The sequence below is a fragment of the Biomaibacter sp. TOL genome (genome assembly GCF_059717795.1).
The window spans coordinates 1,115,366-1,129,310 of sequence record NZ_AP046092.1 but is presented as its reverse complement, the minus strand read 5'-3'; the positions used below and the strand labels follow the sequence as shown (position 1 = coordinate 1,129,310).

Sequence of the window (13,945 nt, the reverse complement as noted above, 5' to 3'; positions counted from 1 at the left end):
ATAATGTAAGGTTTGATAAATTGTTTTTATATTGATTTATAGAATATATCTCTTACTTAAAAAAGTCAACAAAATGTCAGAATTAATTTTCTAAACCTGACATAAAAATAAAAAAGCTAACATTTCATAAAAATTTACATCGGGTTTTTGTAATGATATAATTAAAAACGGTGTTGCGTATGATTGAAATATTTTTTGAAAGATATGGCGAGGGAAAGTTCTGCCTGCAGGCAGCGGTTACAAGAAGTGAAGATGGGATAAATGTGTATGTGGGAGGCGGCGAAAAGCCCCACATAGGGACGATAGTCTTGAGCCAGCCCAGGCCGAGCTTGAAAGGTGATGGCAGTATAAGCTGCACCACTTCTGTGATCAATATCCCGGGGCACATGGATGATGCCGTTGCGGTTTCGATGGCAGAAGAAATATGCAAAAAGATGAATCAGGTTGTTGTCGTTACATGCGGGATACATATTGACAATGCTACAAAAGAGGAAATTGATAAGATTATAAGAAATGGGCGGGAGTTGACGAAAATTATAGCAATGAGTCTTGAAAAACCCAAAGAAAACATCGTCTAATCCGAAAGATTAGCGCAGCGTCCTTCCCGCTTAAAAGTATATTTATGGCAGACTTTGGATAAAGCTGCGCTTAATCAGGAGGGATTGACATGAGATTGGTAGTAGCCATTACAGGCGCATCGGGAGCAATTTTCGGCATCAGAATACTGGAAGAGCTCAAGAAAAAGAACGTCGAAACGCACCTTATTGTGAGCAAATGGGGTGGTTTCACCATCGAGGAAGAAACCGGATATAAGGTGGCGGAAGTGGAGAAAATGGCAAGTTTCTCCCACGATGTAAACGACCTGTCGGCTGTGGTTGCCAGCGGTTCATTTAAAACCGACGGTATGATAGTGGCGCCCTGCAGCATGAAGACCCTGGCGGGCATTGCCATGGGTTTTGCCGATGACCTCATAACAAGAGCAGCAGATGTGACCATCAAGGAGAAAAGAAGACTGCTGCTTATGGCTAGAGAGACGCCGCTTTCGCCCATACACCTGGAAAATATGCTGAAATTATCCCGCCTGGGGGTAATAATAATGCCTCCGGTGCCGATGTTTTATACCAAGCCCACAACGGTGGATGATATTGTGAATCAAACGGCGGCAAAAGCTTTGCAATACTTTGGCGTGGAAACGGAACATATAAAACGATGGCGAAGTTCATAGTAAGCAAAATTTAATTTTTTCAGAATAGAATCTTGCCTTATAGATACTTATACATAAAAACGCCCTGTTTAAGGCGCATCTAAAACTAAAAGACTAATTTGCCGAATTTATGTTTTTTGTTTATTTTTCATATCCCAGTTTTCTTGATATGTCATCAGCAGTTTCGACTACTATTGGAACCAGCTCTTTTTTTATCTTTTCCAATGTCATGCGAGTAGCAGGGCCTGATATACTGAGGCCTGCCACTACATTTCCTGTGTAATCCCTGATGGGGGCGGCTACACATCTGACATCATCTTCTGCCTCGATATTGTCTATAGCATAACCGCATTGCTTTATTTCAACCAGATGTTTTTTGAAACGATCAGGATCTGTTATCGTATTTTTCGTGCGTTGAGGCAATCCCCACCGCTTTATTATGGTATCTACTTTATCCTCCGGCAGGAAGGCAGCCTGAACTTTACCGATAGCAGTACTGTGAACGAAATTCTTATCCCCCACTTTGTGAAAGGTCTGCAGATTTTCAGTGAGATTCACCTTGTCGAGATATAACACCATACCATCATCTAAGGTAGTGAGGTATATGGTTTCTTTTGTAACATGGGCAAGATGTTCCATAAAGGGCCGGGCAGTGTTTCGAAGGTCCATGTTTGAAAGTAGATTATAACCCAGCCTTAGCACCTTGAAACTTAGCCTGTATTTTTCTGTTTCGGGGTTCTGAATGACATAACCCTCTTTTACCAGCGTGTCAAGAAAACGATAGACCGTGCTCTTATGAAGACCCACTGCGTTCCCTATATCGGTTACACCCATTTCTTTACCTGATGCAAGCAGTTCCAGTATTCTGAGAGTCCTGCTACAAGATCTCATTGTATCTTCGCGCATTTGCATGAATTAAATCACATCCATTTAAAAATGATGATATAAAATTTTAGAAAATGGCGGGTAATTTATTTACCCGCCATATATTCAAACTTCATCAATTATATCTTACTTGGTATTTTGAATCATGTCAACAAGTTGTGTACCGAATTTATCCGTATATGTTTTCCAGACAGGTTTTACTTTTTCGGCAAAGGGTGTGATGTCCGGCACTTCATTGAATATTATGCCCTTTTGCTTCAATTCTTCCACCGCTTTTTCCTCATAATTTGCCCAAAGTTCTCTTTGCTTTGCCTGAGCCTCTTTTGCTGATTCTATTATAGCCTGCTGCTGTTCTGGAGTCAGTTTGTCGTAAACTTTTTTACTCATCAAAACCACGTCTGGTATCATGAAATGACGCGTCCAGGAAAAATATTTTGAGACTTCATACAATTTCAAAGTCAATAATGTGGGAGGATTGTTTTCCCAACCATCAAGAACTCCCTGCTGAAGAGCACTGTAAACTTCACCCTGGCCCATTGGAGTTGCTATGGCTCCCATTTTATTCAGAGTATCGACCATGAGATTGCTGGTCATAACGCGAATCTTTAGGCCTTTTAAATCTTCAGGTTTATTGATGGGGCGTTTATTGTTGATGATGTTTCTTGAACCCGAATCCATCCAGAAAAGAAATTTAAATCCGCTTTTTTCAATATCTTCAGCAAGTTTTTTACCCGGTTCTCCGTCAAGGACATTGTGCATATGGTCTAAGCTCTTGAAAAGGTAGGGTAGATTTAAAACGTCAATTGTCGGTACAAACTGTGCTAGGGGACCGGTTGCACTCATGGCCATTTCCAGTGTACCAACTTTCATGCCCTCTAAGGCATCCCTCTGCTCACCGAGTTGGCTGTTGGGGAAGACCTGTATTTCAATCTGACCGTGGGTTTTTTCTTTTACCTTATCGGCGAAAAATAACATGGCTTCATGGGTGGGATGCCCTTTTCGTGTGTTCATGCGGAGGCCAGCTGGTCCAGTGGCCGTTGTCGCCAAGGGTAAATCCGCAAAGAAGGCGGGAAGCATCTACATTACTGCCGATAGGTGTCCATATAATTCGATGACTAGAAGTTTCTGCAAGGCCGTGGGATACCCCTTTCAGGTCTTTGAAGTAAACAGTCTGAACGGTACTGTCCCTCTCGACCGGAGCAGATGCTATTATGATATCAATAAAACTCTGGGTAGTTACGTGAAATTCTTTGTTCCTTGGTATATAGATTGAATCGTGCTTTCCTAACAGGTAGTTTTTGCCTTCAATATTTACGCTGCCGTTTCCTCCGGCACATATTAGGCTCCATTCTTCTCCATTTGTATCGAGTGTGATTTGCGGCAAATCTTTGTTAAGAATAAGTCTGCTGTAAGAAAGAAGGGTCAGCTCCGTATTTTCCGGAGATATAACTCGATGATATCCCAATTGTTTATTGGTTTGTTTAAATAAGAAATTTCCCATTTTTTCACCCTCCTAAAAATCATGTATTTTTTGATTTGTATTGACCGGCTATAACTTTGCTAAAGAGATAAAACTTCTTTCATTGGATTCCCATGACTATCCGTGGTATAAAGGTTACCAATCCCGGCATAAATGTAATGAGGAAAAGTACTATTATCATAGCAAGCAAATATTTAAAGAAAACACTCAAAATTTCTCCCAGGGATGCCTTTGATATACCGGTAGCTACGAAAAGGGAAACTCCAACTGGTGGAGTGCATTGTCCAATAGCCATATTAACTATAGTCATGATACCGAAATGGATGGGAGAAACCCCGAGCTGCATTGCAATAGGGAAAATTATTGGAATAAGAATGATTATTATTGGTGTAACATCTAGAAATGTACCCATAAAAAGCATTAATAGGTTCATAATGGTGAGAACCACATATTTATTCATAGATATAGAAAATATGGCCTGAGCTATTTTTGCAGGTATTCTTTCGGCTGCCAGAATCCAACCGAAGCTGGAAGCAGTGGCTATACATAAGACAACAACACCTGTGGTGATTGATGTTTGAACCATAATACGGGGGATGTCCTGTGGTTTTATCTCTTTATAAATGAAGAATCCGACAATAAAGGAATAAATAGCGGCAATTATAGAAGCTTCTGTAGCTGTAAATACTCCACCCAGTATACCACCCATGATAATGACCATTGTCATTATAGCTAGGATGGAGTCAGAAAAGCTTAAAAGTATTTCCCTGATGGAAGCTCTAGGTTCAGCAGGCAAGTCACGCTTTACGGCAAAAATATAACTTGTTATCATCAGTGCCACACCCATTAGAATTCCCGGGATAAATCCACCTAAAAATAAACCGCCGATGGAAATGCTTGCGGTAATACCCAGGATTACCATAGGAATACTAGGGGGAATAATTATTCCAATGGCTCCGGCTGTTGCCTGGACACTGGTAGCCATATCCTTCCCGTAACCTGCATTAAGCCAAGTATCAGCATGACAGAAATAAGTATCACCAACAAGATTTTTTCTACAGACCTTATAAAATCATCCAGTTTAACCATGTTTACACCCCTCCTTTGAATGTTTTATCTATTAAAACATTGTTTTATTTTATTAAATATAAATATTCTATGTTTGTTTTTAAAATCCTGCCATTAGTGAAAAAAATTTTGAAAAAAATTTTTTATGGAATTTAATAAATATAAGCAGGATTTTATTTTAAATTGACGAATAACTAATAATAAAATAAAACTATGTTTCATACACTAAAACTAACGGAGGCGTTATAGTATGATATTGGATAAGTTCAATTTAAAAGGAAAAGTTGCCATGGTAACCGGCGCCAGGACCGGCCTGGGCCAGGGAATGGCGGTTGGATTGGCGGAAGCCGGGGCTGATATGGTCATAGTCAACCATTCACCTATGTCCGATACAGAAAAGATGATAAAAGACTTGGGAAGAAAGTGCCTGCCTATCGAAGCAGAGCTTTCAGACATCAGTGTTATTCCTGAAATAATTGAAAAAACTTTAAAGGAATTTGGACGCATCGATATCCTGGTCAATAATGCAGGCATCATCCGCAGGGCTCCATCTCTGGAATTTTCCGAAAAAGACTGGGATGATGTTATCGATCTTAACCTGAAATCAGTATTTTTTCTGAGCCAGGCAGCAGCAAAAGCCATGATGAAACAGGGAGGCGGGAAGATCATAAATATTGCCTCCATGCTCTCCTTTCAGGGCGGGATACTGGTACCGTCCTATGCAGCCAGCAAAGGCGGTGTGGCATCCCTTACAAAAACCATGGCCAATGAGTGGGCGAAATACAATATAAATGTAAACGCCATTGCTCCGGGATATATGGAGACCAACAACACCGAGCCCATACGGAAGAATGAAGAAAGATATAAATCTATAAGCGAAAGGATACCGGCCGGACGCTGGGGGCTTCCTGAAGATTTGAAAGGGGCGGTGGTATTCCTGGCATCAAGTGCTTCGGATTATGTAACAGGGCATATTCTCTGTGTGGATGGCGGCTGGCTGGCGCGATAAGTTTCGCGATAGTTTGAGGTTAAATACTAAAATTATTGAGAAGGTGAAAATCTTGAGAGCGGCAAGGCTTGTTGAATACGGCAGGATAGAGTTGTTTGAAGAACCGGAGCCTCTTGAGCCACAGGCAGGAGAGGTCCTTATCAGAGTAAAAGCCGCAGGCATATGCGGTACCGACATCCATGGTTATGAAGGAAGACATAGTGCCATAAAACCACAACGCATCATGGGGCACGAACTGGCAGGAGAAGTGGAGCAAATAGGCCCGGATGTAACTAATTTAAAAAAAGGAGACCGGGTGGTAATAGACCCTGTGCTTTCCTGTGGAAAGTGCCTTGCCTGTCGGCAGGGCAGAAACAATATCTGCTCCTCTGTACAGTGCATAGGTGTTGCGGTGGACGGCGGTTTTTGCGACCTTATAAAGATGCCGGTGCAAAATGTATTTAGGTTCTCAGAGGAGATTTCCTGGGAAGAGGCGGCTCTCATGGAGCCATTTTCCATTGCAGCACAAATATGCGAGAGAAGCGGTGTAAAGTCCGGCGAAAAAGCCGTGGTCATAGGCTCGGGTCCTATTGGTTTATGCGTGCTTCAGGTATTTAAAAGAGCCGGAGCAGAAGTTTTAATGGTCGATGTTGTAAAAAACCGATTGGCAATGGCAAAAAATTTTGGGGCCGATGTTGTGGTAAACAGCAGCGAGGAATCTCTAGAGGAAAAAGTTTTAAAATTCACAGATGGTGAAGGGACTCAACTTATTGTAGAAGCCGTCGGCCATCCAAAATTATTGGAACAAGCCTTAAGATTAACCGCTCCAGGAGCAAGAATTATAATAATCGGTTTTAGCGATGTTCCGGCCTGCATTCCTGAAGCAGATATCACAAGAAAAGAACTGGAAATCAGGGGTTCCCGCCTTAATTGTCATAAATTCCCAGAAGTCATACATTGGTTTGAAAGCCGTGAAGTTGATTCTCGGGCTCTCATTACGGCTGTATATTCTCTAAATGACATCGATAGGGCCTTTAAAGATATAAAAACAGCCCCCGAAAAAATGTGTAAGGTAATTATAAGATATTGATTTATAATAAAAAACTTCTATCATATTATCCCCCTTATGCCTAATATTTTTTATTATTAGGTTTTTTAAGGGGGATTATTTCATGAAAAAGTTTTATGTAAAAAACAAGGATGGTGTTTTTGGACGGGTTCATATCATGCTCGTTCTGGTAGCAGCGATCATAATATTTAAAATGCTGATTGATGAAAATCCTGTCATTCAGGTCTTCAGATACTGGCTGCCTTTATCAGGAAGAACCATAGTCATAGATCCAGGCCATGGAGGTGTTGACGGAGGCACATATCACAGAGATGGGACCTTGGAGAAAAATATTAACCTACAGGTGGCCCTGAAACTCAAGAATTTGATGGAAAAGAGGGGAGCCAATGTGATAATGACCAGGACGCAGGATGTGGCTCTTGACAGGCTCAACAACAAAAGCGAGTACAGGCACAGGCGGGACTTAATTGCCAGAACGGATATAATAAACAGGGCTCAGCCGGATATATTTATCAGCGTGCATGTAAATGCCGAAAAAAGTTCAATTAACACCCGTGGCCCGATGGTTTTTTATTATAGGGAAAGCAGAGACGGCCGTAGCATGGCGTTTTTTTTTCAAAAAAGGCTGGAGGAAGCATATGAATCTTCAGGTCAAAAGGTGAGGGCGAGAACACCGGTGCCGAATTCGTCTCTTTTTTTACTGTGCAATACCAAAGTTCCGGGAGTCATTGTGGAACTTGGATTCATCACAAATCCGGAGGATAGGGAATTGCTGACAAATGAAGGTTTTCAACAAAAATTGAGCCAATATATTCTTTATGCTGTTGAAGATTATTTTAAAAAAAGTTGATTTGGTTTCCCTAGCCTGTTATACTATTTTTGTGTTATAATAGATAAGCAATCTTAACTGCAGGTGAAAAGATTAATGGAAAAGGATTTTAAAAATGAAGTTGTGGAATGGATAAAAGCTATTGCCTTCGCCCTTATACTGGCTCTTGCTATAAGGGGTTATATATTCGAGCCAATGATGGTCCCCACAGGTTCCATGATACACACCATTGAAATCGGCGATAGAATTCTGGTAAATAAATTCATATACAGGTTTGAACCTTTAAAGCGCGGAGATATAGTGGTGTTTAAATATCCCGATGATCCCAGGCAAACCTTTGTAAAGCGACTGATCGGCGTTGGCGGGGATGTGATTGAGATAAAAGACGGCGTTCTTTACAGGAATAATGTTGCTGTGAAGGAACCCTATCTTAAAGAGCCCATGGTGGGCAACTTTGGCCCCTACAGGGTTCCCGAAGGTTGTTATTTTATGATGGGTGACAACAGAAACAATTCCAAGGACAGCCGTTTCTGGGTAAATAAATTTGTTCCCAGAAAATTCATCGTTGGCAAAGCCACTTACAGGATCTGGCCGCTCAATCGGATAGGTCCAATGAAATAGATCACGAAAACCACCACAAAATCCTCATCCGGGCCTTGAAATTTGCAGGAATTTATATTATAATTATTTTGCGTCACGGGAAAACCGTGGGCGTGTGGCTCAGTTGGGAGAGCATCTGGTTCGCAATCAGAGGGTCAGGGGTTCGAATCCCCTCACGTCCACCAAATATGGGCACGTAGCTCAGTGGGAGAGCGCTTGACTCACATTCAAGAGGTCGCAGGTTCGAAACCTGCCGCGCCCACCAATATTTATAAGGGTTTGAAGGCATGAAGAATTTACTTCATGCCTTTTTTGTATGCGAAATGTACGCGAGTTTTAAAATTAAACGTTAAAAGCCCTGCTTGATATTTTTTAAAGAGAAATAACAGGGCTTTTAACGTTTATTAATATGCTATGCCTTTGCTTTGCTTAACCTTGCAATGCCTTTGCAAAGCAATGTTATGCTAAATTTTTACCAATTACATTATAAACTTTTTTTATTTAATAGTCAAGAAATGTATTAAGTAAAAAGAACACAGGTAAGCGGTAACATTCAATTACAAGACAATAAAAAGATATAAAGAGGTGTTCAAAGGTGACAAAGATTGAAGCTTTAAGAAGAAAGAAAGGGCTATCTCAGATGAAGCTAGCCACTTTGCTAGGATTAAACGCAAGTGTATTATGTCAGATTGAACGTGGCTTTAGAAAGGCATATCCTAAAATAATTAGGACCTTATCAAATTTTTATGGCATGCCAGCAGATGAATTATTTGAAGCAGATGGAACTCCAAAGAAGGGAGAAAACGATTAATATGAACAAAAAGCTTTTAAGGATATCTGAAGTAGCTCAAATTTTGGACGTAAAAGAAGACAGAGTATATACAATGGCCCGGGAAGGTATATTGCCAGTAGTTAGAATGGGCAGGCTTATAAGAGTTGATGCAGACAAGTTGCAGCAATGGATTGACAACGGCGGCCAGGCTTATCCTGGCGGCTGGAGGAAGGAAGCCTGAAAAAATGGAAAAGGCTGATAATTTTAGGACCACCAAAGAAATAATTTCAACAGCTCAGGCTGCAAGATTCTACGGCTTGGACCTGACTCAGAAGGGCGGAAGGTGGTGGGCCAAATGCCCATTCCACAGCGAAAAAACTCCTTCTTTCGTGATCTTCCCGGATGGCGGCTGGAAGTGCTTTGGATGCGGTATTTCCGGCGGGGATGCCATAGACCTGGTGGCAAAGCTTTTTAACCTTTCACCAGGGGAAGCCCTGCAGAAGCTGGCCGGAGACTTTGGAATAACCTTGCAGTGGAGAAATGAAAAGAAGGTCCCTTCGGAGAAAATGAGGTCCCTTCAGGAAGAAAGGAACCTGCTGGAGGGCTTTGAAAGGGCAGTCAATCATCTTTATGACGAACTCTGTTCATTTTACAGGGCCTGCCTACTGGCATTAAACACGGGTAAAATAGAACACCCAGGCTTTGAAGTGGCCGCATGGTATGAACCGATAATCGGGCACTGGCTGGACATACTTCGCAACGGAACCATTGAAGAAAAAATGGCAGTACTGAAGGAGGTTGAAAAGCAAGAATGGCTGTGAAAGAAACAAGAGAAGAAAAATTACGTGTTTTAAAAAATTTGCCACAGGAACTGCAAAACAAAATATTGCAATTCGCACCCAGGCAAGAGGAAACTCAAGATACCGAAGAACAAAAGGAGAAGAAAAAATCCCAGGCAGATATATTGGTGGAGCTGGCCGCAGAAGCCTTTTTATTCCACGATGAAACTCATGAACCATACGCAGCTATACCAATTCAGGGTCACCGTGAGATATGGCCGGTCAACAGCAAATTTTTCAAACGGTGGCTGGCGGGTCAGGCGTGGGCTACGTTAAATAAGACACCCGGCAGCGAAGCAATAAAATCAGCCTTAAACGTAATTGAAGGCCAGGCCGTTTTCAAGGGGCCGGAATATAAACTGCATAACCGTATAGCTTTCCACGATGGAGCCATTTGGTACGATCTATCCAATCCTGCCTGGCAAGCCGTCAGGATAACACCGGAAGGCTGGCAGGTGATTGATAATCCACCGATTTTATTTAAGCGGTTTACTCACCAGGCAGCACAGGTAACACCGTTAAAATGCCAGGACCCAGTAGTGACATTGAGGGCATTTGTCAAAAATTTTGTGAACCTAAAAGATGGACAAGAAATAATTTTCTTGACATACCTGATAAGCTGCTTTATCCCGGATATTCCTCACCCGATACCAGTTTTATATGGGGAAAAGGGCGCAGCCAAAACAACGACATTCAAACTTATAAAGCGAATCGTGGACCCTTCGGCAGTGGAAGCTCTAACATTCCCAAAAGATGTAAATGAGTTAATACAAAAGCTATCTCATCATTACTGGGCTGGCTTTGATAATGTATCCAGCCTTCCAGAATGGATAAGCGATACTCTTTGCAGGGCGGTCACCGGCGAGGGATTCAGCAAGAGGCAGCTATACAGCGATGATGAGGATATTATTTATACATTCAAACGGTGTATAGGGCTTAACGGTATTAATGTTGTGGCTACAAGAGAGGACCTTCTTGATAGAGCCATACTTTTAGGGCTTGAAAGGATACCAAAAGAAAAACGTCGGGAGGAACGGGCCGTATTAAGCGAATTTGAGCAAGAAAGGCCTTATATCCTGGGGGCGATATTCGATATTCTGGCAAAAGCAATGAGCATATATCCCAAAGTCAAACTTAATGCCCTTTACCGTATGGCAGATTTCACACGATGGGGCTATGCCATAGCCGAAGCCCTGGGGGGCCATGGAGAAGAATTTTTAAGGCAGTATGGGGAAAATGTAGAAAAACAGAATCAGGAAGCTATTGCAGCCAATCCAGTGGCGGCGGCGGTAATGGCTTTCATGAGCAGATACGATTCAGGCTTTTGCTGGGAGGGCAGAGCTAGCGAGCTTTTGGAGGAACTAAATGGAGTGGCGGAGGAAGAAAAAATTGATACAAAAGCCAAATCATGGCCGAAATCCGCCAACAGTCTGACCCGAAGGTTGAACCAGGTTAGGAGCAACCTTCTAGATGCGGGGATTGAATATATACACCAGGGGCACACCAGGGGAGGAAGCATAATAACTTTGAGAAATAAAGAAAATACTGTCACAATTATCACATCGTTACAAATGGCGCCAGTATTGGGTTTGAGCCGTAATGGTATTGGCGACGATATCGTCACCGGGGACAAAATATCGTTACAAGTATCGTCACCAGTGGAAGTCTTATCGGATTCTAAAGATGAATTAGATCCTTTTGGCGAGGATGAACCGTTTTGATGGAGGGAGTTGAATTGATATGAGTTGGTATTTAACTAAAGATGGCCCTGTTTATGTTAAGAATGATTATGTCAAGTCTGGCGTCGGCAATAAACCGGCTAACGCCAGACAAAAACGTAAAGAAAATTACAGGACCGCATACTGCAAGAACTGTGGCGAGCCGTTAGACAGCCGAGAAGATGAGATATGTCCTGATTGTGGCTGGATTATATGCCCTAATTGTGGTGATTGTGGATGCTCATAAAAAAATAGCCCTCTCTAGGGCACAAAACATAATCTAAGGAGGGCGGTAAGGGGGAAAGAGTAAAACCCTTCCGCACCTCAATTATATCTTAAAAAACTAATAATATCAATAATAGTTATCTTTACTATTGACGATTATACCCCATATGGGTATAATTGAAATAGGCAATTATATATGGGAGGGGACCTTGATGCAGGTTAATGAATTGGTGAAGCCTGAAGTAATGGAAAAGCTGAGCGAGATAAAGCCAAAGGAATTTGCCACCAAAAACCTTTTGATTGCCTGTATCCTGCTTGCAAAGAATATGCGATACATTAGAACCGAGGGCGAAAAATTCCCACGAAAATTTGTCTTTGAAGACCGAACGGACCGAGAACAGATAATAAACGACTTCATAAACGGGACATTGGACGTTAATATTGCCAATTTTATAAGGGCAAGAAAAATGCTCCTTACGACCTTCTTAAGCAAGGAGGCATAAATTTGGGATTCTTTGATAGATTCTTCAAGAAAAGGGAACCCGCAAAAACGGAACGTGTAGAAATACTTTCCATAGGCCAACCAGTATTTACACCGTTTAGCGGCAACGCATACGAAAGCGACATATACAGGGCGGCGGTGGATGCCATAGCCAGAAATGCGGCCAAGCTTAAAGGGACCCATGTCATCACCATAGCAGGCCAGAGAAAAAATGGCGACAGCCAGTTAAACCGCATTTTACAGGTAAGGCCTAACCCTTTCATGTCGGCCTATGACATGCTTTACAAGCTTGTAACCCATTATTACCTTTATTCAAATGCTTTTGCTTACCTGCAAAAGGATGAACGGGGATATTTAACAGCTATATGGCCTTTGAGACCTCAACAAATGGAGTTTATAACAGATCCTACCGGTGAAATGTATTGCAGATTCCTTTTCTCTGGAGGGCAGCAATACATATTGCCCTATAAAGACATATTCCACGTAAGAAGGTTTTTCAATAACAACGACCTTTTAGGAGATCCTAACACCGCCATAATTCCTACTTTGGATTTGGCACATACTCAGAACGAAGGCTTGACAGCGGCTATACAACAAAATGCAACCATAAGAGGAATACTCAAATATAATCAGGTCCTTTCACCTGAAAAACTTAAAGCTGAAAAAGATGCCTTCATTAACGATTACCTGACGATAACAAACACCGGAGGAATAGCAGTCCTGGACAGTAAAGCGGATTACACACCGCTTGAAATGAAGCCCTATGCCATAGATGACAAACAATTGCAGGCAGTAAAGCAAAAAATATACGAATATTTGGGTATAAGTGAAAAGATAGTAAACAGCACCTATACAGAGGATGAATGGGCGGCCTTCTATGAAAGTATAATTGAGCCTTTGGCCGTGCAGTTTTCCCTTGAGTTTACGGACAAGCTATTTACACCCCGGGAGCAGGCCTTTGGGAATTCAATCCTGTTTGAAGCCAATCGGCTACAATTCGCCAGCAATGCCACCAAAACCAATATCATTAAGGAATTGATGCCATTAGGATTATTCACCATAAACCAGGCACTGGAAATATTGAACCTTCCGGCGGTGGAAGATGGAGACAGAAGACTGCAGACCCTGAATGTGGTAAATGCAGCCAAAGCCGATAAATACCAATTGGATGAGGGGGATACCCAGAATGAAGGAAATTAGAATAGCGGAAATAAGAGCCGCAGAACCGGCAGGCGAAAGTGGCCTTATTCTGGTGGGGACACCGGTGGTATTCGACCAACCGACCACCATAAAAGAACCCTTCGGGGAATATACCGAGGTGATCAGGGCCGGGGCTTTGGATGGAGCAGATCTATCCGACATCAGGTTACTTTACAACCATGATCTGAACAAGGTCCCTTTAGCCAGGACACCCAAAACCATGCGGTTTACTCTGGACCCGGCAGGGCTGAAGATGACCGCATACCTGCCCGATACCGAGGAAGGCCGAAGCGTTTATACGGCAGTAAAACGTGGAGACCTTACCGGAATGAGCTTTGCGTTTAAAGTGCCGGAGGGCGGCAGCACCTTCGACCCAAAGACCAACACCAGGACCATTACAAAGATTGAGAAGGTATATGAATTCTCTATAGTGCCCTTTCCCGCATATCCTCAGACTTCGGTAGAAGCAAGAGCAGCTATTGAAGGGACCTGGGCGAAGCTGAAAGACCCCAGAAGGGCAGAATTAAAAATAAAAATCAATCAAATATTGAGAAGGAGTGTTTAAG

At 42.2% G+C, this 13,945-nt stretch carries 18 protein-coding genes and 2 tRNA genes; 15 read left to right on the top strand and 5 right to left on the bottom strand.

The features are described from left to right. Positions 1-179: 179 nt before the first annotated feature. Positions 180-578 (top strand): proteasome assembly chaperone 4 family protein, encoded by a 399-nt coding sequence (locus AC6I1H_RS05715; protein ID WP_497740008.1) that lies wholly within the window; start codon positions 180-182, stop codon positions 576-578. A gap of 89 nt (positions 579-667) precedes the next feature. Then, positions 668-1,225 (top strand): UbiX family flavin prenyltransferase, encoded by a 558-nt coding sequence (locus AC6I1H_RS05710; RefSeq protein ID WP_497740007.1) that lies wholly within the window; start codon positions 668-670, stop codon positions 1,223-1,225. A gap of 120 nt (positions 1,226-1,345) precedes the next feature. Here AC6I1H_RS05710 and AC6I1H_RS05705 read toward each other — a convergent pair whose 3' ends face one another. The 5 genes from AC6I1H_RS05705 to AC6I1H_RS05685 form a co-directional block, all read right to left on the bottom strand. Further along, positions 1,346-2,116 (bottom strand): IclR family transcriptional regulator, encoded by a 771-nt coding sequence (locus AC6I1H_RS05705; RefSeq protein WP_497740006.1) that lies wholly within the window; start codon positions 2,114-2,116, stop codon positions 1,346-1,348. Between the two features lie 99 nt (positions 2,117-2,215). Further along, complete coding sequence (locus tag AC6I1H_RS05700) at positions 2,216-3,100, bottom strand: TRAP transporter substrate-binding protein (protein WP_497740005.1); 885 nt, start codon at positions 3,098-3,100, stop codon at positions 2,216-2,218. After that, positions 3,069-3,590 (bottom strand): 5-deoxy-glucuronate isomerase, encoded by a 522-nt coding sequence (locus AC6I1H_RS05695; protein ID WP_497740004.1) that lies wholly within the window; start codon positions 3,588-3,590, stop codon positions 3,069-3,071. The genes AC6I1H_RS05700 and AC6I1H_RS05695 overlap by 32 nt, the downstream gene beginning before the upstream one ends. 79 nt (positions 3,591-3,669) lie before the next feature. After that, positions 3,670-4,554, bottom strand: a complete 885-nt coding sequence (locus AC6I1H_RS05690; protein ID WP_497740003.1) for a TRAP transporter large permease — start codon at positions 4,552-4,554, stop codon at positions 3,670-3,672. Beyond that, a complete protein-coding gene (locus AC6I1H_RS05685; protein WP_497740002.1) occupies positions 4,512-4,658 on the bottom strand; it encodes a hypothetical protein in 147 nt (48 codons plus the stop codon). The genes AC6I1H_RS05690 and AC6I1H_RS05685 overlap by 43 nt, the downstream gene beginning before the upstream one ends. A gap of 229 nt (positions 4,659-4,887) precedes the next feature. Between AC6I1H_RS05685 and kduD the strand changes: the two genes are divergently transcribed. From kduD to AC6I1H_RS05620, 13 genes are all read left to right on the top strand, one after another. Then, a complete protein-coding gene (kduD, locus tag AC6I1H_RS05680; protein ID WP_497740001.1) occupies positions 4,888-5,646 on the top strand; it encodes a 2-dehydro-3-deoxy-D-gluconate 5-dehydrogenase KduD in 759 nt (252 codons plus the stop codon). Between the two features lie 52 nt (positions 5,647-5,698). Continuing rightward, entirely contained in the window at positions 5,699-6,715 is a 1,017-nt protein-coding gene (locus AC6I1H_RS05675) for a zinc-binding alcohol dehydrogenase family protein (RefSeq protein ID WP_497740000.1), read from the top strand. Between the two features lie 82 nt (positions 6,716-6,797). Next, the gene (locus tag AC6I1H_RS05670; protein ID WP_497739999.1) at positions 6,798-7,544 is read left to right on the top strand and encodes an N-acetylmuramoyl-L-alanine amidase family protein; all 747 of its coding nucleotides are present in this window, start codon (positions 6,798-6,800) and stop codon (positions 7,542-7,544) included. A 75-nt stretch (positions 7,545-7,619) separates the two neighbouring features. After that, the gene (lepB, locus tag AC6I1H_RS05665) at positions 7,620-8,144 is read left to right on the top strand and encodes a signal peptidase I (RefSeq protein ID WP_497739998.1); all 525 of its coding nucleotides are present in this window, start codon (positions 7,620-7,622) and stop codon (positions 8,142-8,144) included. An 88-nt stretch (positions 8,145-8,232) separates the two neighbouring features. Beyond that, positions 8,233-8,308: transfer RNA gene (locus AC6I1H_RS05660), tRNA-Ala, on the top strand. Between the two features lie 5 nt (positions 8,309-8,313). Continuing rightward, a tRNA-Val gene (locus AC6I1H_RS05655) sits at positions 8,314-8,388 on the top strand. A gap of 330 nt (positions 8,389-8,718) precedes the next feature. Then, a complete protein-coding gene (locus AC6I1H_RS05650) occupies positions 8,719-8,934 on the top strand; it encodes a helix-turn-helix domain-containing protein (protein ID WP_497739997.1) in 216 nt (71 codons plus the stop codon). Position 8,935: 1 nt separating this feature from the next. Next, the gene (locus AC6I1H_RS05645) at positions 8,936-9,136 is read left to right on the top strand and encodes a helix-turn-helix domain-containing protein (protein ID WP_497739996.1); all 201 of its coding nucleotides are present in this window, start codon (positions 8,936-8,938) and stop codon (positions 9,134-9,136) included. A 4-nt stretch (positions 9,137-9,140) separates the two neighbouring features. Beyond that, positions 9,141-9,716, top strand: coding sequence for a CHC2 zinc finger domain-containing protein (locus AC6I1H_RS05640; protein ID WP_497739995.1), 576 nt, complete (start codon positions 9,141-9,143; stop codon positions 9,714-9,716). Continuing rightward, positions 9,707-11,455, top strand: coding sequence for an AICE element replication initiation protein (locus AC6I1H_RS05635; protein WP_497739994.1), 1,749 nt, complete (start codon positions 9,707-9,709; stop codon positions 11,453-11,455). The genes AC6I1H_RS05640 and AC6I1H_RS05635 overlap by 10 nt, the downstream gene beginning before the upstream one ends. 434 nt (positions 11,456-11,889) lie before the next feature. After that, a complete protein-coding gene (locus tag AC6I1H_RS05630; protein ID WP_497739993.1) occupies positions 11,890-12,180 on the top strand; it encodes a DUF5659 domain-containing protein in 291 nt (96 codons plus the stop codon). 2 nt (positions 12,181-12,182) lie between these two features. Further along, entirely contained in the window at positions 12,183-13,379 is a 1,197-nt protein-coding gene (locus AC6I1H_RS05625) for a phage portal protein (RefSeq protein ID WP_497739992.1), read from the top strand. Further along, complete coding sequence (locus tag AC6I1H_RS05620; protein WP_497739991.1) at positions 13,366-13,944, top strand: HK97 family phage prohead protease; 579 nt, start codon at positions 13,366-13,368, stop codon at positions 13,942-13,944. Before AC6I1H_RS05625 ends, AC6I1H_RS05620 begins: the two co-directional genes overlap by 14 nt. Position 13,945 lies beyond the last annotated feature (1 nt).